Raw genomic sequence first — 23387 nt, 5'->3', positions numbered from 1 at the left:
CCGCTTCCGGCTCAAGCAGGCAGATGTGGGGCGAGCAGGTTGTAGAGCACCGGCCGGCCCTGGTCCAGGACGTACTTCGCCTCGTCCGCCGACAACCGGTCCGCCAGGTGCGCGAGCGCCTCGCCCATCGTGATGCTCAGCGTCACCGCCAGCCGGAAATCCTGTGAGTCACGCGCGCCGAACCGCGCCACCAGCAGCTCCGCGAACTCGCCCGCGTGCTGGTCGTCGAACTCGCCCGGCTTCGCCTCCAGCTCCGGGTCACCGAGGCCACTCAGCACGACCGCCTTGAACCCCGGGTCGGTCCGGTGCATGTCCCGGAAGGTGTCCAGCGTGACGTCGACCGCCCCGCGCCAGCTGGTGACGCCGGCCAGGCGCTCGCTGACCGCTTCGGTGTAGCGGGCCTGGTTCCGGCGCTCGATCGCCTGGATCAGGCTGCGCTTGTCCGGGAAGTAGCGGTACACGCTGCCGACCGCGATCTCGGCCCGCTTCGCGATCCCGCTCGTCGACGCCGCGTCGTACCCGCGTTCGACCACCTCGGCACAGGCCGCGTCCAGGATCCGCTCGACCTGCCGGCTCGCCCGGTCCTGGGTCGGCGTCCGGCGCAGCGGATACGCCCCCGAAGTCACCATTCACTCATTGTCCACGCATCGGGGGGACACCGTTGCCACCCGTATGTGACAGATTGCCGTCAATCACGAGGAGGGGAACTTCGTATGCGCTTCAACAGAACAGCGGTCGCCGGCCTCGCATCGGCAGCACTCGCAGCGTCCGGTGTCGCCGGTACGGCGGTCGCTCGGCACGACTCGCACGCGGCCGGCGACGGCCTGCGGCTGAACCAGATGCAGGTCGTCGGCTCGCACAACTCCTATCACCGGGAGCTCAGCCCGAACGAGCAGAAGGTCCAGCAGCAGCAGAACGCCGGCTCGGTCGACCTGTGGTACTCGCACGCCCCGATCACGCAGCAACTGGAGGACCAGAACGTCCGCTCGCTCGAGCTGGACCTGTTCCCGGACCCGCAGGGCGGGTTGTACACCTACCCGCTGATCCGGAAGCTGACCGGGCAGGGTCCGCTGACCGACCCGGCGATGGCCAAGCCCGGGATCAAGGTCATGCACGTCCCGGACTTCGACTACAACACGAACTGCGCGACGTTCGTGCTGTGCCTGCAGCAGGTGAAGACGTGGTCCGACGCGCACCCGAACCACGTGCCGATCGCGATCAACCTCGAACTCAAGCAGTCCGACCCGCAGGTGGTCGCCGCCGGTGGCGTGCAGGCGCCGCCGTGGGACGCCGCCAACCTGGACAGCGTCGACACCGAGATCCGGTCGGTGTTCGCCGAGAACGAGATCGTGACGCCGGACGACGTCCGCAAGCCCGGTCTGACCCTTGAGCAGTCCGTGCTCACCAACGGCTGGCCGAAGCTGAGCAGCGTCCGCGGCCAGGTGATGTTCTACTTCGACAACGGGGGACCCGGCGAGATCCGTGACACCTACACGGCGGGTAAGCCCAACCTCGAGGGCCGGGCGGTCTTCACCCGCGGTCCCGAGGGTGCGCCGGACGCCGCGGTCACCGAGGTGAACGACCCGCGCGGTGCGAATCAGGCCGAGATCCAGCGGTTGGTGACGAAGGGCTACCTGGTCCGGACCCGGTCGGACGAGCCGATGGCGACGATCCGCGACAAGGACTACACCCGGCTCGGGATCGCCCTGGCCAGTGGCGCGCAGTGGGTGACGACGGACTTCCCGGTCGCCGGGATGGCGGCCCGCTACGACAGCGACTACGTCGCCAAGCTGCCCGGGCACACTCCCGTACGATGCAATCCCGTCACCGCATCCGCGAAGGCGGCCTTGACAGAGGGGTAGACATGTCGGAGCACGTGGTCGATGTGAGCTGGAGCCGTGGTGAGCACGAGTTCACCTACGACACCTACAACCGCGACCACGAGTGGCGCTTCGACGGCGGCATCACGGTGCCGGGCTCGGCGAACCCGAAGTACCTGGGGAACCCGGGCCCGGTCGATCCGGAGGAGGCGTTCGTGGCGGCGCTGTCGTCCTGCCACATGCTCACGTTCCTGGCGATCGCGGCGAAGAAGCGCCTGGTGGTGGAGACGTACGACGACCACGCGGTCGGCGTGATGGCGAAGAACACGGACGGCCGGCTGGCGATCACCGAGGTCACGCTGCACCCGACGATCGTCTGGGCCGGCGACGAGCCGGACGCCGCGACGATCGAGCGGATCCACCACCGGGCCCACCAGGAGTGCTTCATCGCGAACTCGGTGACCACCGAGATCACTGTTGCCGCCGGCAAATGAAAAACCACCCGCCGGGTTGGCCTGAGCCTCGCGCAAGCGGCGTCAGGACAGCCGGCGGGTGGTTTCACGGTGCACGTCTGTGGCGTGCACCTGGTAACGGATCCGGCGGCGCCGCGCACTAGGGCGCCTCTGCGTTTGGTGTGCGACGTCCGCGCGGTCTAGCTCGGTGGGCAAGACCGTTCGGTGCGCCGCCTGGATCCGTTCGTCCGGTCGCGCCGTTACTGCTCGGCGGCGGCGTCGCTCCGGTCGTCAGCGGTCTGGGGTACGTCGACGGCCAGCAGGTCCTCGAGCTGGCGGACCTGCTCGGTGGCCATCGTGCTCATCAGTCGGTGGATCGTCATGCCGGTGAGACGCGGCCGCTCCCGAGGTATGACGGGAATCCGCGATGTGACCTGAGTCACTAACTCTCGTCGAGTCCGTCCAGTCGGAGCGGGACGAGTTTGCGGGCGTCGTCGTACGACGTGCCGGTGAGCTCGAGCAGGTCCACGATCGTGGAGCGGAGCTGGCCGAGCACGACGACCGCGGACAGGCCGGCCGGTAGCGGCATCTCCGCGGTCCGGCGGCCGAGCTCGCCGAGGACACGGCGCGCGGCGACGTCGGCGGCCGGCTCGAACAGGGACTCACCGATCAGCCGGGTCCCGTCGGCGAGCCGTTCGAGCAGCATCGGGTACTCCGACGGCATCTTCTCGTCCCGCCAGACCGACACCGCGCACCGGCGTACCAGGACCCGGATGTTCCGGATCGCGCGGTCCAGCGGTACGACGAGATCCGCGATCTCCTGGACGCGCCCCCGGTGCCGGCGGCGGAACGGGGACAGCCGGACCACCGCGACCCCTTCGTCCGCGGCGCTGCGCAGATCGTCGAGCTGCGACTCACTGGCCCGGGCGCGGCGGAGAGCGTCGGTGAGCGCTTCCTCGTCACGGGAGCGCAGGCCGTCGGCGGTCTCGATCAGGATCTCGGCGAGCTCGTTCAGGACGCCGGCGGCCTGTTGCCGCGGGCGCCTGATGGCGGCCGCCGGGGCGATCGTGGCGGCGGCGAGCGCGACGACGCCGCCGAGCACCGCGTCCAGCCAGCGGCTGAAGCCGGCGCCCGGATCAGGCAGCAGCGTGGTGACGATCGCCGCCTGGACGCCGGCCTGCGTGGTCATCAGCGTGCCGGCCCCCAGGAGGACGGCGACGCTCATCGCGAGCGCGATCACGAAGACGATCTGCGGGATTCCCGTACCGAAGACGCGGACGAACAGGTCACCGACGCCGACCCCGACCGCCACGCCGACCATCACCTCGGCGACCCGGCGCAGGCGCTGGCCGAAGCTGAACCCGAGACAGACCATCGCGGCGACCGGCGCGAAGAACGGTTGCTGGTGACCGACGACGTACCGGCCGATGGCCCAGGCGACCCCGGCGGCGAGCGCGCACTGGGCGATGAAGAACGCCCGGCTGCGCCAGCGCTCGGTCCGGCGGCGGAACGAGGCGCGCGACCGCCGCGCGGCCCGCGGCGCGATGTCGTCGCGCAGCTCCCGCAGCTGGTCCAACGTCAGCCTGACCGGATCCACGCGCCCCATTCTCCGTCGAGCTTGATTCCACCGCTCGCGACGCGCCAAGGTTGGCACATGAGCGAGCGAGCAGGAAGCACAGTGGAGATCTCCGTCATGCCGGAGCCGAGCGCCAGCGAGGTTTCGGCATGACGGAGAACAACCGCGAGGACTACGGCAGCTACAGCGTCGACGACGAGGACCAGTTGCAGGCGGAGGACACCCTGAACGACCGCGGTGTCGACGATCTGCTCGACGAGGGGTACTCGCCGCCGGAGAAGTGGTCCGCGGGTGAAGGTTTCGGGACGACGGCCGACGAGGCGCTGCAGGGGGAGTCGCTGGACCAGCGGGTCGCCCAGGAGGTCCCGGACGTGGACCCGTACGCGGAAGAGGGTGAGGACGTCGGCGGGCCGCAGGTCGGCGCCGAGCGCTCCGGCCGGCTGGTCGCCTCCGACGAGGGCGCGCACAGCGACGACGACAGCGAGCTGTACGCCGAGGACGTCGGCATCGACGGTGCCGCGGCGGGCGCCGAGGAGGCGGCGGTGCACGTCGTCGACGACGAGGACAACTTCGAGCTCGAGGACGACGACGAGGAAGACCTCGAGAGCTACGAGAACGTCGACCTGGGCGACGTCACCGACGCCGAGGACTGAGCGTTCCCGCAGGGGTGCGCCAGGCTCACCCCTGCGGTCTGTACCGCAAGCCGTCCATCAGTAGGTGCACCATCCGGCGGCCGTACGACGGGTCGCGCCCGGGGATCGGCGTGCACAGGTGTGCGATCGCGTTCATCAGGTCGTCGGCGGTGACGTCGGACCGGATCGCGCCGGCGGCCGCGGCCGCGTCCAGGAGTTTCGCGAGCGCCGGGCCCACCTCCTCCCGGAAGTAGCCGGCGAGTCCGTCGAACGCCGGGTCGCCGGAGTGCAGCGCCGGCGCGAGCCCGCGCTTGGTGCCGAGAAACGTCGTGTACTCGTCGATCCAGCGGGTGAGTGCTTCCCCGGGCGGGTACGTCGCGCCGAGGATCGCGCCCTGCTCGGCGATGCTGTCGATCCCCGTCTCCACGACCGCCTTGACCAGGTCCGAGCGCTTCGGGAAGTGCCGGTACAGCGTGCCGACCCCGACGCCGGCCAGGTCGGCGATCTCCTTCGCGGGCGCGTCCACGCTGACCCGGTCGAAGACCACGCGCGCGGCGTCGAGCAGCAGGTCGACGTTCCGGGCGGCGTCCGCGCGCCGTCGGCGGACGGGTTCCTCAGGCATCAAGGCCTCCACTTGCGTAACCGGAAAAGCTTTCCGTATAGTCTGAAGCGGAAAGAGTTTCCACTTAGGTTTATCCTACGGCAGGAGGAAGCCCGATGGAGTACCGCACACTCGGCGGCACCGGGATCAAGGTCAGCCCGTTTGCCCTCGGAACGCTGATGCTCGCCACCTCGGTCGGCAACCCCGACCCGGAGGACTCGGCCCGCATCATCCACAAGGCGCTCGACGCCGGGATCAACTTCATCGACACCGCCGATGCGTACCAGGACTCCGAGGAGATCGTCGGCAAGGCGCTGCGGGGCCGCCGCGAGCACGTCGTGCTGACCACGAAGGTCAGCCGGCCGGTGGGCGACGACCCGAATCAGCAGGGCGCCTCCCGCCGCTGGATCATGACCCAGGTCGAGAACTCGTTGCGTCGCCTGCAGACCGACTACATCGACCTGTACCAGATCCACCGCCCTGACCCGACCACGGATATCGAGGAGACGTTGTCGGCGCTGACGGACCTGATCAGCAGCGGCAAGGTCCGTGCGATCGGCGCGTCCGGGATGCTCGCCTCGGACATGGTCGAGGCGCAGTGGGTGGCGGAGCGCCGAGGTCTGGCGCGGTTCCGTACCGAGCAACCGCCGTACTCGCTGCTGAGCCGCGGGATCGAGCGGGAGGTGCTGCCGGTCGCCCAGCGGTTCGGGATGGGGGTGCTGGTCTGGGGGCCACTCGGCCAGGGAATCCTCACCGGCCGGGTCCGCAAGGGGCAGCCCGTCGATCTGGTCCGCGCGCGCTTCGTCAACCACGTCACCGACGAACACCGCATCGACGTCGTCGAGCAGCTCATCAAGCTGGCCGACGAGGCCGGTATGCCGCTCACGCACCTCGCCATGGCATTCACGATCGCCCACCCCGCGGTCACCAGCGCGATCGCCGGTCCGCGCACCATGGCCCACCTGGACGACCTCCTGGCCGGCGTCGACGTCCGGCTGTCCAACGACCTGCTCGACCGCATCGACGAGCTCGTCCCACCCGGCACCGACGTCGGCACCCTGGATCAGGCCTATCGCTCCCCGGCCGTGACCGACCCCACCCTGCGGCGCCGCCCAGCCGCCTGACCAGCTACCGCCTGGTGACGGTGATCTCGGCGCCGTGGCGGGGGACGAGGGTGACGTTCTTGGCCTGTGGCGGCTCCGGCTTCGGGTGCGGTGCCTGGATGTCGTACTCGGCCAGCGCCGCGCGCAGGATCTCGGTGCCTTCCATCAGCGAGAAGCCGGCTCCGATGCACCGCCGGGCGCCACCACCGAACGGCATCCATGTGCCGGGCGCCGGCGGATCGTCCGACAGGAACCGCTGCGGGCGGAACTCCGTGGGCAGCGGGAAGTGCTCACCGTCCCGATGCACGAGGCCGATCGCCGCCATGATCGTCGTACCGCGGGGCAGGCGGTAGCCGGCGATGTCGGCCGTCTCGGTCAGCCGGCGACCGACCTGGTACACCACCGGGTGCAGCCGCAGTGCCTCCTTGACGATCGCCTCCAGCTCCTCGTCGGCGCCGGCATCCGCCGCGTGCTGCCCGAACTCCAGGTCCGCCGGCCGCCGCGCCAGTTCGTGGAACGCCCAGGCCAGCCCGGTCGCCGTCGTTTCGTGACCCGCCAGCAACAACGTGACCAACTGGTCCCGCAGCTCCTCGTCCGACCAGTTGCCGGCAGCAAGCAGTCGGGACAGTACGTCGTTGCGCCCGGCAAACGTCTCGCGACGCCGGGCGATCTCGTCGGACAGGATCTCGTCGACCTTGCGCTGGGTGTCCAGATACGTCTTCCACGGCCGGACCCGGAGCAGCGCCGGGTAGAAGCCGCCGAGCATGATCACCGGTGACACCGAGACGATCTTGTCCAGCAGCGGGCGCAGGGTGTTCAGCCGGTCGGCGTCGGTGACGCCGAAGATCACCTGCAGAATGATCTCCAGCGTCAGGTTCCGCATCCGCTGGTGCACCTTGAACGGCTCGCCGACCGGCCACTTGGCGACCTCGGCGCGGGCGAGTTCGAGCACCATCGCGGCGTACCCGCGCAGGGCCGCGCCGGAGAACGCCGGCATCAGCTGCTTGCGCATCCGGACATGGTCCTCGTCGTCGAGCAGCAGCAACGAATGTGAGCCCATGATCGGCTCCAGCACCGTGTTGCCCTCACCGGCGTGCATCACCGACGGCGGGCTGCCGAACACCTCGCGGATGTGTTCCGGCCGGCTCAGGACGACGCACACGCGGCTCGACGGCACCAGGCGGATCGTGAACACGTCGCCGTACTTCTCCCGCATCCGGGGGAAGAACGTCCGGCGGTGACTCGCGAACAGCACCGTCTGGGCGAGCGTCGGGAGCTTCGGGCCGGGCGGCAGCGTGCGTGCCGTCTGCCGGTCCAGCGTTCGGGAACCGAGCAAAGGTGTCGGAGCCATGACCGCACGCTACGTCAGCCGGGTGAACACCGGGCATCGCACGCGACAAACGCTGCCTCCCGGGTCATGCGGACAACAGACGAGGACCTCGGACAAGCAATTGCCTGTCCGAGGTCCTCGGGGGGTGTATCAGGAACGCTTGAACCGCAGCGTCAGGATCTGGAACGGCCGGAGCTCGAAGCTCACGCCGTTGTCCGTCAGCTCGCGGTCCGCCAGGTGTCGCTCGAGAAGGTCGACCTCGGTCACCGACGCCGCCTGGAAGGACGGCGTGACGGTGGCGCGGGAACGACCGCCGGACGACTCGTACAGCCGGACGACGACGTCACCCGACTGGTCGTCGGCCAGCTTCAGCGCCTCGACGATCACGTTGTCGTTGTCGACAGCGACGATCGGCTCGACGCCCTGGGCGCCGGTGACGAGGCGCTCCGGCAGGTTGATCCGGTAGCCCTCCTCGATCGCCTCCGGAATCCCGGCGCCGACGACGAGCGCGTGGTTCACCACGTGCACGCCCTGGTCGGTCTGCGGGTCGGGGAAGCGCGGCGCCCGGATCAGCGAGGTGCGGATGGTGGTCGTGGTGCCACCGTCCTCGCGCGCGGTCCGGTTGATGTCGTGGCCGTACGTCGAGTCGTTGACCACGGCCACGCCGTACCCCGGCTCGGCGACGTGCACCCAGCGGTGCGCCGCGATCTCGAACTTCGCCGCGTCCCACGAGGTGTTCTGGTGGGTCGGCCGGAAGATGTGCCCGAACTGCGTCTCGGACGCCGACCGGTCGGCGTGCACGTCGACCGGGTACGCCGCCTTGAGGAACTTCTCGGTCTCGTGCCAGTCCATCTCGGTCTCGATGTCGACCCGCTTGGTGCCCGGGCTGACCCGCAGCGTCTGGGTGACGGTGGACCGGCCGAAGGACCGCTTCACGACCACGGTCGCCTCGCCGTCGGCGGTGCTGAAGTCGACGCTGTCGACCTCGGTGACGTCGCGGACGTTGTTCTTGTAGAACGAGTCGACGTCCCAGGCGTCCCAGTGGTTCGGGGTGTCCACGTGCAGCTGGAGAAGGTTGCCCGCGGCACCTGGCGCGATGACCTCGCGCTGCGCCTCGACGTCGTACAGCGAGGTGATCAGGCCGCGCTCGTCGACGGTGACCCGGATCAGGCCGTTGTCGATCACGCCGTTCTCGACGGTGACCGCCTGGCCGGAGGTGGTCGCGACGCCCGCGCCGAGGCCGGCGACCCCGTTGCGGCCGTGCGGCGCGGCGTTGAAGACGATCTGCTCCGAACCCTCGCCCGCCAGCGCCTGCTGCGCGCGGGAGATGATCGCGTCCAGCTCGTCGGCGATCTTCGCGTAGGTCCGCTCCGCCTCGCGGTGCACCCACGAGATCGAGGAGCCCGGCAGGATGTCGTGGAACTGGTGCAGCAGCGCCACCTTCCACAGCCGGTCCAGGTCCTCGTACGGGTAGGTGTCGAGCTTGCCCGCGACGACCGCCGCGGCGCTCCACAGCTCGGCCTCGCGGAGCAGGTGCTCGGTGCGCCGGTTGCCCTGCTTGGTCTTGGCCTGCGAGGTGTACGTCGCCCGGTGGATCTCCAGGTAGAGCTCACCGGACCAGACCGGTGCGTGCTCGCTGTACTCCTCCTCGGCGGCGCTGAAGAACTCGGTCGGGGACTCGATGGTCACCTTCGGCGAGGACTCCAGGTTCGCCACCCGGCGGGCGGTCGCGACGAACTCGCGGGTGGGGCCGCCACCGCCGTCGCCGTACCCGAACGGGACCAGCGACCGGGTCGCTGCGCCGTTCTCGGCGAAGTTGCGCTGCGCGTGCGCCAGCTCACGACCGGACAGGTCGGAGTTGTAGGTGTCGATCGGCGGGAAGTGGGTGAACACCCGGGTGCCGTCCAGGCCCTCCCACCAGAAGGTGTGGTGCGGGAACCGGTTCTCCTTGTTCCAGGAGATCTTCTGGGTCAGGAACCACTTCGAGCCGGACAGCTTCACCAGCTGCGGCAGCGCGGCGGTGTAGCCGAAGGAGTCCGGCAGCCAGACCTCCTGGGTGTCGATCCCGTACTCGTCCAGGAAGAACTTCTTGCCGTGCACGAACTGCCGGGCCAGCGCCTCGCTGCCGGGCAGGTTGGTGTCGGACTCGACCCACATGCCGCCGACCGGGACGATGGTGCCCTCGGCGACGGCCTTCTTCAGCCGCTCCCAGACCTCCGGGTAGTTGTCCTTCACCCAGGCGTGCTGCTGGGCCTGCGAGAACGCGAAGACCAGCTCCGGGTACTCCTCGGCCAGGGTGGCGACGTTGGACACCGTGCGGGCCACCTTGCGGCGGGTCTCACGCAGCGGCCACAGCCACGCCGAGTCGATGTGCGCGTGCCCGACCGCGGACAGCTGGTGCGCGCTGGCGTGCGCCGGCCGGCTGAGGACGTCGGTCAGCTGCGCGCGGGCGTCCGCGGCGGTGCCGGCCACGTTCTCGTAGTCCAGGACGTCCAGCGCGCGGCTCAGCGCACGGAGGATCTCACGGCGGCGCGGCTCCTGCGGGGAGAGCTCCTTCTGCAGGCCGTCGAGCGACTCGAGGTCCAGGATCAGGTTCCACACCTCGGCGTTGAAGACCGCCAGGTCGGCGCGGGTGAGCTGGTAGATCGGCGTGTCGCCGAGCTTGGCGCCGATGTCGACCTTCGCGTAGGCGTTGTCGAGCGGGATCTCCGGGTTCGCGGCGCCCTCGACGTAGAACTCGATGCGGTCGCCGGCGGAGGCCGCCGTACCGTCCGGGCCGAGGATCGACAGCGGGGCGTAGGTCTGGCGCGGGTGCAGGCCCTTCAGCGGGCGGCCGCCGGTGGTGTGCACCAGGCCTTCCGCGGAGAACCCGGGACCGCCACTGAAGCCGAGGTCGATGACGGCCTCGATCTCCTGCCCTGCCCACTCGGCCGGCACCTGGCCGCTGAACTTGAACCACGCGGTACCCCAGGCCGGACCCCACGGCAGGCCGATCTCGGCCTTCTCGTAGGTCTGGGCAAGGGCCTCGGCGGGGGACACCGGCTCACCAGGTGCGTGCCACACCTCGATGTCCAGCGGGACGGCCGCGCCGTAGATCGCGGGGCGGAGTCGCTCCCGCAGGGCGCGCTTGAGCCGCTCCTCGATGAGTTGACGGTCGTCGTGCACGAAATCAGCCTCCGGAGAAGGATCCTCACGCGGCCGCTACGGCCGCACGGATGACAACGCTGTCACACCGACCCCGCACCCGTCCAGACGCAGTTTCACCACGATCCCGGGCCTTACCTGTGGGTAGCGGTTCGATTGCGGGCTGCCCGCGCGGCTACCCCGAGGACCGGTTGTTGTCTAGGTTGTCCTGCATGGAACGCCCCCGCCTGCTGACTCCTGCCCGGCCGACCGGGATGACGCGCCGCAGCATCCTCGGTCTCGGTGCCGCCGCGGCGTCCGGCCTGCTGCTGCCCGGCTGCTCCCGCGGCCGTGCCGACGAGCCCGCGCCGGCCGCCGCCGGCACGTTCGTGACGGGCAACCCGAACGGCGTCTACGACAAGTTCGGTACGGCGCTGTGCGGGCTGGTGAGCGAAGTCACGGGCGTCGAGCTCAAGCCGGTGGCCAGCAACGGCTCGGTGGACAACCTGGTGAAGGTCGCCACCGGCCGCGCCGACCTCGGCTTCTGTACGTCGGACTCCGCGCTGGCGGCGTACGAGGGCAGCGGCGCGTTCAGCGGCGGAGCGCCGCTGAAGTTCACCGCGCTGGCCCGGGTGTACGACAACTACGTCCATGTCGTGGTCCCGATGGCGTCGAAGGCGAAGAGCCTCGAGGACCTGAACCCGGACCCGGCCGACCCGACCGGCCGGAAGATGGTCGTCAGCGTCGGACCGCTGCACTCCGGGACCCAGATCGTCGCCGACCTGATCCTGGACGCCGCGAAGGTCGACGTGAAGCGGGTGAACATGACGCTGGAACAGTCGGTGGCCGCGCTGATCCCCAAGGAAAACGCCGACCGGGGGACGATCGACGCGTTCATCTGGAGCGGCGGCATCCCGACCGACCCGATCAAGAGTCTGCAGAACTCGATCGGCTTCCGGCTGCTCGACATCGGGACCGTGGCCGAGCAGATCGCGCTGAAGGAGTTCGGCGGGTTCGTGGTGTCGTCGATCCCGCCGTCGCAGTACGGGCTGGCCAGCTCGGTGCCGACGCTGGCGGTGCCGAACTACCTGATCGCGAAGCCGAAGCTGTCGGACTCGTGGGCCTGGTGGACGGTCAACACGCTGTTCCGCCGGCAGAACGACCTGATCAAGAACCACCCGGAAGCCGGCGCGCTGGACCCGCGCTCGGCGATCGCCACGATGCCGGTTCCGCTGCATCCCGCGGCGGAGCGCTGGTACCGCCAGAACCACATCTGAGCGGTCCGGTCGTGAGCGGTCCGCTCTGAGCAGCGGGGCTGCCGGTCAGACGTCGTAGTCCTCGAGCAGCGGGACGCGGACCTCGATCACCAGGCCGCCGCCGATCGGTGGGCGGGCCACCACCCGGCCGCCGACCCGGGCGGCCTCCGAGCGGACGATCGCGAGCCCGAGACCGGTGCCCGGCATCTCCCGGTGGTGTGCGCTGCGCCAGAACCGCTCGCCGACCTTCTTCAGGTCCCGCGAACCGAGTCCCAGACCGTGGTCGCGCACCGACAGCACCACTTCGGTGCCGTCCCGGGTGACCGAGACCTCCACCGGCGGCGCGCCGTACTTGGACGCGTTGTCGAGCAGTACGTCGAGGATGTCGTCGACCTCGAGCTCGGGCGCGACCCCACCCGGGACCATCTCGCCGATGATCAGTTCCAGATCGTCGGCGGCGTACACGGCCTTCCAGCCGACCAGCCGCTCCTTGACCGCCTGGGCGAGGTCCAGCGCCGCTTCGTTGCCCTCGGCATCGGCCGACGGGCGGTCCGAGCCGGCCAGCCGGGACAGCCGCTGGACGATCCGGCCGAGCCGGTCGATGTCGCTGAGCGCGAACCGTGCGGTCGGCGACAGCCGGGACAGGCCCTCGATGTGGATCCGGGCCGAGGTCAGCGGCGTCCGCAGCTGGTGCGACGCGTCCGCGACGAACTCCCGCTCACGCTGCCGGGCCTGGTGCAGGCTGAGCGCCATCGAGTTGAAGCTGTCGCCGAGCCGGCGCAGCTCCGGCGCGCGGCCGTCGGTCGACACGCGGGTGTCGAGGGCGCCGCGGGTGATCTGGTGGGTGGCGTTGTCGAGGTCCTGCAGCGGCCGCAGCACCCAGCGGGTGATCGGCCGGACGATACCGACGATGATCGCGCCGATGCTGATCAGCAGGCCGCCCAGGAGCAGCAGCAGCCCACGCTGCACCTGGTCACGGGCGTTCTCGGTCGGAACCCGCAGTACGGCGGCACCGAGCACGCTGCCGTTGTTGACGACCGGGCGGGAGACGATCATCTCGCCGGAACGCCACGGCCACAGTGCCGGTGGCTCGGGTGGCAGCCGGCCGGCCAGCGTGCTGTGCAGGGCCGCCGCGATGTCCTCCTCCTTCACGTCGACACCGGACACCGAGGTGGCGATGACGCGGGAATCGACGTCGACGACGAACACCGGAGTGTCGTACAGCTCCTGGTACCGGACCGCGAGCTCCCGCAGGTTGGCGATGTCGCCGGTCTGCAACGGGGACTCCGCCATCGTGGCGAACCAGTCCGCGTCGTTGCTCCGGGACAGGAAGAGCGTGCGCGACGTCGAGGTGGCGATGAAGTTCGCCAACGGGATCACGGCGACGATCGCCAGCGCGACGACCATCGGGACGAGGGACTGCAGTAGTCGACGGCGCAACGGTCAGTCCGAACCGAGGCGGTAGCCGACGCCGCGGATGGTCTGGACCAGCTCGGGGCGGCCGAGCTTGGCGCGCAGGCTGGCCACGTGCACGTCCATGGTGCGCGAGGACGCCTCGAAGACCGACTGCCACGCGTACAGCGCGACCTGTTCACGGGGGACCACCCGGCCGTGGTGGGCGGCCAGCACAGCGAGCACGTCGAACTCCTTGCGGGTCAGGCTGATGGGCTTGTCCGCCACCTGGACCGTCCGGGCCTCGATGTCGACGGTCAGGTCGCCGACAGTCACCCGGGGGCGGGGTTGGAGGAGACCGGTACGACGAAGTACAGCATCGATGCGGGCCAGCAGCTCGGAAATCGCGAACGGTTTCACCACGTAGTCGTCGGCACCGCTGCGTAGCCCGCGCACCCGGTCCGCGGCCTCGCCGCGCGCCGTCACCGCGATCACGGGGACGTCGGACACCGTGCGGATCTGCCGGCACACGTTGATGCCGTCCCCGTCCGGCAACCCGAGGTCCAGCAGGACCAGGTCGCCAGGATCCGCCGCCAGGGCGTCCGCGGCCGTCCGGACGTGCGTCACCATCAGGCCGTAGCGCCGCAAGGCGGGTATCAGGGCATTGGCGATATCGAGATCGTCCTCGACCAGCAGAATCCGGACCGCGCCACTCATGCGGTGATCGTAGGCCAGGTCACGACCAGATGTGTCAGATCTTGGTAAAGACGTAATCACACGACTCCACCCAGTGTTCGGCAACATTAGCCTTCCGGACACAGGAGGGAACCGCTGGATGACTGTCGGTGTTGGTAGCGGGGGTGGTGCAGCCGCGCCCTCCGAGGCGGAACTGGCCGAGTACGAGCAGGAACGCCCGGCTCGGCGGCTTCGCCCTGCCCTGGACCTGGTGATTTCGGTCTGGTGCGCAATCATCAGCGTCGGCGTGCTGGTGCAGGTGTTTTTCCCTCTACCACAAGGCACCCAGTTCTACCTGGTGATCTTTCTCGCAGCGGTTCTGCCGATCACGCTGCTGTGTTACCGCGGATTTCCGGGTCGCAGGCGCGCGCATGACGACCCAGGGATCCTCGACTGGGTCCTCGCCGCGCTCGCGCTGGCGGTGTGCCTCTACCCACTGTTCGACTTCGACGGCTTTCTCGAACGCCGGCAGGCGCCCACCACGCTGGACGTGGTGGCGGGCGCGATTCTGCTCGTCCTGTTGCTCGAGGCGTGCCGTCGTACCACCGGCTGGGTGCTGCCGGTGTTCAGCCTGGTGTTCATCGCGTACGCGTACTACGGCGGCTACCTGCCCTACACCTGGTCGCTGGCCCATCAGGGGTTCAACTTCGACGCGATCATCGCCCAGTTCACGATGGGTACGGCGGGGTTCTACGGGACACCGTTGAGCGTCGCGGCGTCGTACATCGTCCTGTTCACCATCTACGGCGCGGTGCTCGACTACTCCGGCGCCGGCAAGTTCTTCATCGAGCTGTCGTTCGCGGCCTTCAAACGCAGTCGTACGGCGCCCGGCCGGACGGTCACGCTGGCGGGCTTCCTGCTCGGCAGCGTCTCGGGCTCGGGTACGGCGACCGCCGTGTCGCTCGGCACCGTGTCGTGGCCGATCCTGCGCCGGGCCGGCTATCCGCCCGAACCGGCAGGCGGAATGCTGGCTGCCTCCGGGATCGGAGCGATTCTGTCGCCGCCGACGCTCGGTGCGGCCGCGTTCATCATCGCGGAGTTCCTGCAGGTGTCGTACCTGAAGGTGCTCGGGTTCGCGGTGATCCCGACGATCCTCTACTACCTGGGGATCCTGCTCGCGATCGAGATCGACGCCCGCAAACACGGCACGACATCGGCGGAGACCTCGCAGCAGTCCGCGTGGCGGTTGCTCGTGCGGTTCGGGTACCACTTCCTCTCGCTGTTCGTGATCATCGCGTTCATGGCGGTCGACGTACCGCCGTTCAAGGCCGTGGTCTACGCGGTGATCATCCAGTTCGGGCTGTCGTTCCTGGACAAGGAGCACCGGCTGACCGGCCGGCCGCTGTTCAAAGCGCTTGCCCAGGGCACCCGTTCGGTGCTGCCGGTGGCCGCGACCTGCGCGACCGCGGGCGTGATCGTCGCGGTCACCACGCAGACCGGGCTCGGGCTGAACCTCGCCGAGATCATCGTGAACGCGGCCAAGGGGCTGACCGACAACCACACGGTGGTGCTGATCCTGACCGTGGTGCTGTCCGGGCTCGCGGTCCTGATCCTCGGTCTCGCGGTGCCGGTGACCGCGTCGTTCATCATCGCCGCGGTGATCATCTCGCCGGCGCTGGTGAATCTCGGCGTGACGCAGCCCGAGGCGTACATGTTCATCTTCTACTACGCCGTACTGTCCGAGGTGTCGCCGCCGACCGCGCTGGCGGCGGTCGCGACCGCCGCGATCACCGGCGGCAAGGTGATGCCGACGATGTGGCAGGCGTGGAAGTACACACTGCCGGCGTTCCTGGTGCCGTTCGCGTTCGTGCTCACCGACAACGGCGCGCACCTGCTCGGTCAGGGATCGTTCGTCGGGATGGTGTGGACGACGCTGGTGTCGATGCTGGCCGTCGCCGCGCTCGCCGTCGTGACCGGCGGCTGGGTCTTCGTCCGGGCGACCTGGGTCGAGCGGGCGGTCTGCGTACCAGCCGCCGCGCTGCTGCTCTACCTCGCGCCCGTAACCATCACCGCCGGAATCTGTTTGCTACTTGTCGCCGTCGCCATCAACCTGGTCCGGCGGCAACGCCAGACCGTTGCCGAGGAAGGAACCGCTGGATGAGATTCCGTCGCCTCCCCACCGCCGCGGTGGCGCTCGTGACCGTCGCCGCTCTGACCGCCTGTGGTGGTCAGCGCCAACCGTCCGGATCCGGATCGGCCTCCGGCGGCCGGTTGACGATCGCGACCGGCAACACCACCGGCGTGTATTACCAGCTCGGCGGTGCGCTGGCCTCGGTGATCTCGCAGAAGGTGTCCGGGTACCGCGCGACGGCCAGCGAGACCGGTGCCTCGGTGCAGAACATCCAGGGCCTGGTCGCGGGGAACTACGACATCGCGTTCTCGCTCGGCGACTCGGCCTCGGACGCGGTCAAGGGCGAGAACAGCTTCACGTCGAAGCAGGACGTGGTCGCGCTGACCCGGCTGTACAACAACTACACGCAGGTCGCGGTCCGGACCTCTGCCGGGATCAACTCGATCGCTGACCTGAAAGGCAAACGGGTCTCGACCGGTTCGCCGAACTCCGGTACCGAGGTGATCGCGCACCGGCTGCTCCAGTCGGCGGGGCTGGACCCGGCGAAGGACGTGACCGCGCAGCGCCTCGGGCTGCCGGAGTCGGTGGACGCGATGAAGTCCGGCTCGATCGATGCACTGGTCTGGTCCGGCGGGCTGCCGACCGGCGGCATCACCGACCTGGTCACCAGCATGGGCAAAGGGGTGAAGCTCCTGCCGCTCACGGACCTGCTGCCGAAGATGCAGGAGAAGTACGGCACGATCTACGCGCAGGCGCCGATCCCCGCGGCGACGTACAAGCAGCCGGCCGATGTCGCGACGATCGTGGTGCCGAACGTGCTGCTGGTCCGCAAGGACATGAAGGACGACCTGGCCGAGCAACTGACGAAGGCCATCTACGACAACAAGGACGCGCTCGTCACCGTCAACGCGGCCGCGAAGGGCATCACGCTGGAGAACGCTGACAAGACCGATCCGGTGCCGTTGCACCCGGGCGCGAAGAAGGCGATCGACGGCTTGCGCTGATGATCCACGGGATTAGGCCGTGGGTACCGGATAATCGGGCCACTGGCACGAGTTTCTCGGACCGTCCTCTTCCGCACACCAGGCGCAGCGGGGGAGGACGAAGGGCCCCGTCTCCGCACACCAGGCGCAGCGGCGGCGGGACCCGCGCCGGCCCCACAACCAGGCGCAGTGAGAGCCGGCAGAACAGGCCCGGTCCCGGCGGAGGCATCCGCCGGGACCGGGTCCACGCCCAGTGTCCTGACCACCGAAATCACTCGCCGCACCTCCGACTCAGGACACTAGTGCGGTTCTTCCTCGCGGGGCATCGGCGTGCCGTACAGGTAGTGGGAGAGTGCGGAGTCGCGCTTCGGGTGGGCGTGGTACTTGATCGGTACGACGCGTCCTTCGGCGCTGTCCCAGGCGTTGTCGGCCATCCGCCACATCCGGTGCGCGACCCGGCCGGCCATGCCGGTGTGCGGGGAGGACGGGTGCGCTCGGGTCGGCGCGAGCTCCTCGGCCTCGAGCAGGTCCTCGGTCAGCGTGTTCAGGTGGGCGCCGTCGAGCTGGTCGGAGATGTCCCGGCTGTACGTCGCCTCCATCGTCTCGTGCTCGGCGAGCAGTTTGTCGATGCGCTGCCACAGGTCGGCGTGGTGGAGATGCAGGAACCTGCTGTCGCCGTACTGCCGTCCCTTGAGGTAGCGCAGCAGGCGCTCCAGTTCCTTGGCGTTGACGACGTACCTGCTGACCAGGAACTCGCCGTCGGGGAGGCGCCGGACGTGGGGGAGGAGCACGTCTTCAGCGGCGGCCAGGTGCTGCGCGGCGATGGCGTAGAACCAGTCGGTCTGGTGCCGCTGCTCGGGATGCGCGGCATCCGGATGATGAGCCGGGCCGGCCAGCTCCCGGATCCGGGCATGTTCGTAGGTCAAGGCCAGTTCGAGCGTCGAAGCGGTCATGACAACCACCTCCAAGGGTTATTCCCAGCGTGTGCCCATCCTGGCCGGACCGCAACCGCCCCACCCCGCTCTGTAATCCTCCGGTCATATCCGGCAGACGCGAAAGCGCCCGCCACCTGCCGTGGCGGGCGCTTCTGCGGACTGCGGGTCAGGCGTCCGAGCTCTTCTTCCAGAGGTTGATGCCGGCCTCGACCGCGTCGGCGTCGATGGCCTCCAGCTCCTCCTCGGAGAACTTCAGGTTGCGGACCGCGGCCAGGTTGTCCTCGAGCTGCGCGACGCTGGAGGCGCCGATCAGCGCGCTGGTCACGCGGTCGTCGCGCAGCGTCCAGGCGAGCGCGAGCTGCGCGACGGACTGGCCGCGCTGCTTCGCGATCTCGGCCAGCGCGCGGACGTGCTTGAGGGTGTCCTCGGTCAGCGAGTCCGGGTTCAGCGACTTGCCCTGCGCGGCCCGCGAGTCGGCCGGGATGCCGTCCAGGTACCGGTTGGTGAGCACGCCCTGCGCCAGCGGCGAGAACGCGATCACGCCGACGCCGAGGTCACCGACGGCGTCCAGCAGGTCCTCCTCGATCCACCGGTTCAGCATCGAGTACGACGGCTGGTGGATGAGCAGCGGCGTACCCATCTCCTGCAGGATCCGCGCGGCCTCGCGGGTCCGATCGGCGGAGTACGACGAGATGCCGGCGTACAGCGCCTTGCCCGAGCGGACCGCGGTGTCGAGCGCACCCATCGTCTCCTCGAGCGGGGTGTCGGGGTCGAACCGGTGCGAGTAGAAGATGTCGACGTAGTCCAGGCCCATCCGGCTCAGCGACTGGTCGAGCGAGGCGAGCACGTACTTCCGCGAGCCGCCGCCCTGACCGTACGGTCCCGGCCACATGTCGTACCCGGCCTTGCTGGAGATGATCAGCTCGTCCCGGTACGGCTTGAAGTCGCGCGCGAAGTGCGTCCCGAAGTTCGTCTCGGCCGATCCGTACGGCGGGCCGTAGTTGTTCGCCAGGTCGAAGTGCGTGACGCCGAGGTCGAACGCCCGCCGCAGGATGTCGCGCTGCGTGCCGAACGGCTTGTCGTCGCCGAAGTTGTGCCACAGCCCGAGCGAGATCGCCGGCAGTTTCAGCCCGCTCCGCCCGGTCCGCCGGTAGCTCATCTGGTCGTCGTACCGGTTCTCAGCCGCCACATAATCAGTCACGGAACCCCAGTCTGCCCCATGTCACAACAAGTGCAAACCCCCTTGTTTTCCAGCAGAAACCCCAGCACTGACAGCAAGAACCCGACCTTCTTGATCTCCGGCTCCGCCGTACCCGGCGGGACCTAGGCGCTGACGCCTCCTTGATCCAGCGGTTCGGCTGTGTGCGGGCGATGGACGTGTTGGTGCCTTCTTGATTCCCCGGTTTCGCTACGTGAGGTCGGACCAGGGTGCCGGCGGGTCGGTGGTGAAGAAGCGCAGGATGCTGAGTAGTCGGCTGGCGGGCGGGGCCGTCCAATGGCGCTGACCGGGCCACGGGGCGGCAGGGATCTTCCCGATCGCCCAGGCGAGGTGGAACCAGAGCACGGCAGCACACAGCTGCTCCTCGGACTCGCGTGACCCTGCGTGCCCGACGTACTCCGGGACGAGGCCGGCGACCTGGAGCAGCGGCAGCTTGGCGAACTCCATCGCGCGCGGCGCCCACGCGGCATCACCCCAGTCGATCAGCGCGCGGAGCTCGTTCTCCGGGCCGGCGAGAAGGTTGTGCGCGGCAACGTCCCCGTGGATCAGCACCTTCGGTTCGCCGTCGTCGACCCGCTCCGCGAGCCGCGTGAACCAACCGCTCAGCCACTCCGCCGTCCCCACGTCCACGTACCCACGCGTGGCCAACTCGTCGACCGTCCCCCACGGATCCCCCCAACCGTCCTCCGGCACCCCCCAAACCTCGGTCGCGGAGTGCGGCGCGGCGCCGGGGGTGTGCCGTGATGGGCGTGCGCCGTTCGCTGCGGGGTCGCGCTTGATCTGGTGTAACCGGGCTAGTTGCTCCGCCAGTCCGGTGGGTACGTCGGCCGGCTCGCTGCCGTGGACGCGCTCCATCACCGCGTACGGCGAGTCGACGAGTCGCCCGCTGGCGTCGTACTCGACGATCGCCGGGGTCAGCACCCCGACGGACCGGGCCGCCGGCACGACACGGGTCTCCTTCAGGAGATCGTCCTCGTACCCAGGCCGCGACACCCGCAGGAACAGCTCCTCGCCGAGCACGAACCCGCGGTTGGCGACCCCGCCCGCGACCTCGTGCACCTGCCCCGGATCGACGCCGTGCCGCCGGGCGACAGCGATCACCCGGTCCAGGAAGTCGTGCCGCTCGCCCAAGCCATCTCTCCGTCGAAAGCAGGAAGTGCCGGCCGGATCCGCGAGGCGGCCGGCGACGGCGTCCCCCGAGTTTGATGTACTGCGGGCGTGCGTGTCGATGTGGATCCGGAGAGCGTCGGGCGGCGCGAGTTCTACGCGTTGCTGAATTCGGTGGTCGTGCCGCGACCGATCGCGTGGGTGTCGAGCCGATCGGCCGCCGGCGTGCTGAACCTCGCGCCGCACTCGTTCTTCACCGTGGCCAGCGTGCAGCCGCCGATGGTGCAGTTCACCTCGGTCGGACGCAAGGACAGTCTGAACAACGTCGAGGCGACCGGCGAGTTCGTGGTGAACTTCGCCGCGGAGCCGCTCTACGAGCAGGTGAACGCCTCCGGGACGAACTTCCCGCCGGAGGTCTCGGAGTTCGCGGCGATCGGCGTCACCACCGAGCCGTCCCGAACCGTCGCCGTACCGCGGGTCGCGGAGTCGCCGGTGGCGATCGAGTGCACGCTGCACACCACGATCGAGCTCGGCGACTGCACCCTCGTGATCGGGCAGGTCCGGCACATCGCCGTCGACGCCGCGGTCCTGGACGGCGACCACCCGGAGGTACGCCGGCTCCGCCCGCTCGCCCGGCTGGGCAAGGACGAGTGGACGACGCTCGGCGAGGTCCGCTCGATCTCCCGCATCCGCTACTCCGACTGGCCCGGTCACTTCACACCTCCCGAATAGTTGCTCACAGCACCTGTCCGCACCTGTCCGCACCAGCCCTCACGCCTCATCACCGGGCCGCCTCTCGATGGGCAAGCACCTTCGTGAGGGACTCGAGCTCGCCGGACAGCCGCAACGGCGCATGGCCGAGGGACACCGTCGTCGCCGGATGCCAGCTGAAGCCGGGGGGCACCAGGTAGACCTCCGGCGACAACGGGCCCGGGTCGCGGGCGTGGCAGCGGGCCGCGACGTTGAGCAGCAGACCGAGCGCCGGGATGACCGACAGATCTTCGATCACGTGCAGCAGCAACGTGTCCCGGGCTGGGACCGCGGCGAGCACGCCGTACGGCGTGTGCTCCACGTGTAGCGAGTCGCGAAGCACGGTGTCGAGCACGAGGGCACGAGAGGCGGCGAAGGCCGACCCGGAGACGAAGGTGAGCCGGAGATCGTCGTGGTCGACGGACTCCACATGGTCCTCGAGGCGGCGGAGATTCGCCATTCCGAAGCGCTCGGCATCCGACCAGGTGAGCCCCAGATCGGCGGGCTCGAGGAACATGGTCACGATGCCGTCCACGGCCGTGGACGGAACGGAGAGCAGGCCCGGTAGGAAGTCGGGACGGTCCGCCGTCCAGTCGGGCGGCAACGACTCGCGGGGCACGAGACGTTGGATCAGCTCTCGCTCGGGATCGGCCGGTGGTGGCACCGGTCCTTCGGCGATCTGTTCCATGAGGTGACCGAAATGCTCCGCGATCAGCTCCGGCCAGCGGTCCTCGCCGAACCTGGACAGGATGCGGGCCAGATTGCTCAGCCCGAGCACCGGCCCGCTTTCGGATGGATCGCGCGGCACCAGCGACGCACCGCCCCGGTAGGTGACGGCGAGCCCGAGGTCGGCGGCCGTGGCCAGCGCGAGGTGCACGAGCCGCGCCGCCTGGCGCCGGGACAGTGGTGTGAACTTCGGATCGGAGTGGCCGGAATTGTTGCCTTGGGCATGTTCGGTGGGGACGTCGAGGGTCATCGCGGGCCTCCCTGATCGGCAGCGGCTGCAGAAGTCGGCAGAGAAGGTACGAGGATCGGCCGCCGCCGGACGCCCGAATCCGAACCTGTGGACAACGTCGCCGGGATACGCTGCGCACCTTGCCCCCGACAGGCCCACCGCCGAAGGAGCCCCGCATGTCCAGCAGTCCGTCGTCGCGGCCGACCTCCGAGACCCGGCTCTCGCTGTCGCACATCACCGCGCAGAACGAGACGAACCTGCTCGGCACCGTGCACGGCGGTGTGATCATGACGCTGGTCGACTCGGTGGCGGGCGTGGTCGCGGCGCGGCACTCCGGCGGTCCCGCGGTCACGGCGTCGATGGACGAGATGGTGTTCCTGGTCCCGGTGCGGGTCGGTGACGTCGTGCACTTCAGCGGACAGGTGAACTGGACCGGTCGCAGTTCGATGGAGGTCGGCGTACGGATCACCGCTGATCGGTGGGATGCGGTGGGTCCGCAGGTGCATGTCGCGTCGGCGTACCTGGTGTTCGTGGCGGTCGACGAGGAGGGCAAGCCGCGCGAGGTGCCGCAGGTCGTTCCGGTGACGGACGAGGACCGGCGGCGGCTGCGCGAGGCCGAGATCCGGCGGAGTCACCGCCTGGCCCGGCGCGCCGCGATCATCGCCTCCCGCGAGGAGACAGCACCTATCGAGGACGCCGGGTAAAGGTCGTCGGGTACGCCCGGCGAAATCTGTCGGCTAGGCCCGCGGCCAGCTGGCCAGCAGATCGGCGGCCGCCCGCGCGGCCACCTCGGGTGCGTCGGGCATCGCCGCCACCCGGTAACTCACCAGTGCTCCTTCGTGCAGCAGGAGCAACCGATCGGCCAGCTCCCGCGGATCCGCGAGCCCAGCTGCCGCGGCCTGCGCCTCGAACTCGGACCGCATCCACTGCTTCTGCCCCACGATCACCGGCATCGCCGGATGGTCCGGCGCCGCCAGCTCCACACTCGCGTTGATGAACCCGCACCCGTTCCGCGATCCGGCCAGCCAGTCCGTCAGCGCCGCGAACAACGCCAGGATCACCGCTTCCGGCGTCGCGGGCCGGCGGGCAGCGAGCTGCTCGTCGAGGAACTCGTGCCAGACCCGGTTCCGCTCCTCGAGGTACGCCGCGATCAGGCGGTCCTTCGAGCCGAACCGGTCGTACAGCGTCTTCTTCGTCACGTCGGCGGCTGCGGCGATCGCATCGACGCCGACGGTCCGGATCCCCTGTTCGTAGAACAGCGTCGACGCGGCGGTCAGGATGCGCTCGCCGGCCGGGGTCAGCCGCGGCGCAGCGGCTACCTCGCGGTCAACGATCAGTCTCATCTGC

General features: G+C 69.4%; 22 protein-coding genes. 9 read left to right on the top strand and 13 right to left on the bottom strand.

Going from position 1 to position 23387, the window contains the following annotated elements; all coding sequences use genetic code 11:
- Positions 1-11: 11 nt before the first annotated feature.
- Positions 12-629 (bottom strand): TetR/AcrR family transcriptional regulator, encoded by a 618-nt coding sequence (locus ACFYRH_RS00765; RefSeq protein WP_387765911.1) that lies wholly within the window; start codon positions 627-629, stop codon positions 12-14.
- An 84-nt stretch (positions 630-713) separates the two neighbouring features.
- Between ACFYRH_RS00765 and ACFYRH_RS00760 the strand changes: the two genes are divergently transcribed.
- The gene (locus ACFYRH_RS00760) at positions 714-1862 is read left to right on the top strand and encodes a phosphatidylinositol-specific phospholipase C1-like protein (protein WP_387765908.1); all 1149 of its coding nucleotides are present in this window, start codon (positions 714-716) and stop codon (positions 1860-1862) included.
- Positions 1863-1864: 2 nt separating this feature from the next.
- Positions 1865-2314: an OsmC family protein gene (locus tag ACFYRH_RS00755; protein ID WP_387765905.1), complete on the top strand. Its 450-nt coding sequence runs from the start codon at positions 1865-1867 to the stop codon at positions 2312-2314.
- 218 nt (positions 2315-2532) lie between these two features.
- On the opposite strand, the gene ACFYRH_RS00750 is transcribed toward ACFYRH_RS00755, so the two are convergent.
- Positions 2533-2655: a hypothetical protein gene (locus tag ACFYRH_RS00750; RefSeq protein ID WP_387765903.1), complete on the bottom strand. Its 123-nt coding sequence runs from the start codon at positions 2653-2655 to the stop codon at positions 2533-2535.
- 59 nt (positions 2656-2714) lie between these two features.
- Positions 2715-3869: an aromatic acid exporter family protein gene (locus ACFYRH_RS00745; RefSeq protein WP_387765900.1), complete on the bottom strand. Its 1155-nt coding sequence runs from the start codon at positions 3867-3869 to the stop codon at positions 2715-2717.
- Between the two features lie 128 nt (positions 3870-3997).
- Here ACFYRH_RS00745 and ACFYRH_RS00740 point away from each other — a divergent pair, with 128 nt between their 5' ends.
- On the top strand, positions 3998-4501 hold the full coding sequence (locus ACFYRH_RS00740) for a DUF5709 domain-containing protein (protein WP_387765897.1): 504 nt from the start codon (positions 3998-4000) through the stop codon (positions 4499-4501).
- 25 nt (positions 4502-4526) lie between these two features.
- On the opposite strand, the gene ACFYRH_RS00735 is transcribed toward ACFYRH_RS00740, so the two are convergent.
- Positions 4527-5102 carry a TetR/AcrR family transcriptional regulator gene (locus ACFYRH_RS00735; RefSeq protein WP_387765894.1) on the bottom strand — a complete coding sequence of 192 codons (576 nt, stop codon included), beginning with the start codon at positions 5100-5102 and terminating at the stop codon, positions 4527-4529.
- Positions 5103-5197: 95 nt separating this feature from the next.
- Here ACFYRH_RS00735 and ACFYRH_RS00730 point away from each other — a divergent pair, with 95 nt between their 5' ends.
- A complete protein-coding gene (locus ACFYRH_RS00730) occupies positions 5198-6205 on the top strand; it encodes an aldo/keto reductase (RefSeq protein ID WP_387765891.1) in 1008 nt (335 codons plus the stop codon).
- A 4-nt stretch (positions 6206-6209) separates the two neighbouring features.
- Here ACFYRH_RS00730 and ACFYRH_RS00725 read toward each other — a convergent pair whose 3' ends face one another.
- Positions 6210-7535 carry a cytochrome P450 gene (locus ACFYRH_RS00725; RefSeq protein WP_387765888.1) on the bottom strand — a complete coding sequence of 442 codons (1326 nt, stop codon included), beginning with the start codon at positions 7533-7535 and terminating at the stop codon, positions 6210-6212.
- Positions 7536-7664: 129 nt separating this feature from the next.
- Complete coding sequence (locus ACFYRH_RS00720; RefSeq protein ID WP_387765886.1) at positions 7665-10679, bottom strand: alpha-mannosidase; 3015 nt, start codon at positions 10677-10679, stop codon at positions 7665-7667.
- A gap of 191 nt (positions 10680-10870) precedes the next feature.
- Between ACFYRH_RS00720 and ACFYRH_RS00715 the strand changes: the two genes are divergently transcribed.
- Positions 10871-11914, top strand: coding sequence for a TAXI family TRAP transporter solute-binding subunit (locus tag ACFYRH_RS00715; RefSeq protein WP_387765883.1), 1044 nt, complete (start codon positions 10871-10873; stop codon positions 11912-11914).
- A 45-nt stretch (positions 11915-11959) separates the two neighbouring features.
- Here ACFYRH_RS00715 and ACFYRH_RS00710 read toward each other — a convergent pair whose 3' ends face one another.
- Together ACFYRH_RS00710 and ACFYRH_RS00705 are read right to left on the bottom strand one after the other, a co-directional pair.
- Positions 11960-13333: a sensor histidine kinase gene (locus ACFYRH_RS00710; RefSeq protein ID WP_387765880.1), complete on the bottom strand. Its 1374-nt coding sequence runs from the start codon at positions 13331-13333 to the stop codon at positions 11960-11962.
- A gap of 3 nt (positions 13334-13336) precedes the next feature.
- The gene (locus ACFYRH_RS00705; protein WP_012918592.1) at positions 13337-14002 is read right to left on the bottom strand and encodes a response regulator transcription factor; all 666 of its coding nucleotides are present in this window, start codon (positions 14000-14002) and stop codon (positions 13337-13339) included.
- Between the two features lie 118 nt (positions 14003-14120).
- Between ACFYRH_RS00705 and ACFYRH_RS00700 the strand changes: the two genes are divergently transcribed.
- On the top strand, positions 14121-16121 hold the full coding sequence (locus ACFYRH_RS00700; protein ID WP_387765877.1) for a TRAP transporter permease: 2001 nt from the start codon (positions 14121-14123) through the stop codon (positions 16119-16121).
- A complete protein-coding gene (locus tag ACFYRH_RS00695; RefSeq protein WP_387765874.1) occupies positions 16118-17095 on the top strand; it encodes a TAXI family TRAP transporter solute-binding subunit in 978 nt (325 codons plus the stop codon). The genes ACFYRH_RS00700 and ACFYRH_RS00695 overlap by 4 nt, the downstream gene beginning before the upstream one ends.
- A 278-nt stretch (positions 17096-17373) precedes the next feature.
- On the opposite strand, the gene ACFYRH_RS00690 is transcribed toward ACFYRH_RS00695, so the two are convergent.
- The 3 genes from ACFYRH_RS00690 to ACFYRH_RS00680 form a co-directional block, all read right to left on the bottom strand.
- A complete protein-coding gene (locus tag ACFYRH_RS00690) occupies positions 17374-18027 on the bottom strand; it encodes a hypothetical protein (RefSeq protein WP_387765871.1) in 654 nt (217 codons plus the stop codon).
- Between the two features lie 148 nt (positions 18028-18175).
- Entirely contained in the window at positions 18176-19210 is a 1035-nt protein-coding gene (gene mgrA / locus ACFYRH_RS00685) for an L-glyceraldehyde 3-phosphate reductase (protein WP_387765869.1), read from the bottom strand.
- 207 nt (positions 19211-19417) lie between these two features.
- Complete coding sequence (locus tag ACFYRH_RS00680; RefSeq protein ID WP_387765866.1) at positions 19418-20359, bottom strand: phosphotransferase family protein; 942 nt, start codon at positions 20357-20359, stop codon at positions 19418-19420.
- Between the two features lie 87 nt (positions 20360-20446).
- Between ACFYRH_RS00680 and ACFYRH_RS00675 the strand changes: the two genes are divergently transcribed.
- Positions 20447-21067, top strand: a complete 621-nt coding sequence (locus tag ACFYRH_RS00675; RefSeq protein WP_387765863.1) for a flavin reductase family protein — start codon at positions 20447-20449, stop codon at positions 21065-21067.
- Between the two features lie 49 nt (positions 21068-21116).
- On the opposite strand, the gene ACFYRH_RS00670 is transcribed toward ACFYRH_RS00675, so the two are convergent.
- Positions 21117-22061: a hypothetical protein gene (locus ACFYRH_RS00670; protein WP_387765861.1), complete on the bottom strand. Its 945-nt coding sequence runs from the start codon at positions 22059-22061 to the stop codon at positions 21117-21119.
- 155 nt (positions 22062-22216) lie between these two features.
- On the opposite strand from ACFYRH_RS00670, the gene ACFYRH_RS00665 reads away from it, so the two are divergent.
- Positions 22217-22744, top strand: coding sequence for an acyl-CoA thioesterase (locus ACFYRH_RS00665; protein ID WP_387765859.1), 528 nt, complete (start codon positions 22217-22219; stop codon positions 22742-22744).
- A 33-nt stretch (positions 22745-22777) separates the two neighbouring features.
- Here the strand turns inward: ACFYRH_RS00665 and ACFYRH_RS00660 are convergent, their stop codons facing one another.
- On the bottom strand, positions 22778-23383 hold the full coding sequence (locus ACFYRH_RS00660) for a TetR/AcrR family transcriptional regulator (protein WP_387765856.1): 606 nt from the start codon (positions 23381-23383) through the stop codon (positions 22778-22780).
- Positions 23384-23387: the final 4 nt, after the last annotated feature.

This window comes from Kribbella sp. NPDC004875 (assembly GCF_042873375.1).
In the GTDB taxonomy this organism is placed as follows: domain Bacteria; phylum Actinomycetota; class Actinomycetes; order Propionibacteriales; family Kribbellaceae; genus Kribbella.
Note: the sequence above shows the minus strand (reverse complement) of the source record. Positions and strands in the feature narration are given on the sequence as shown.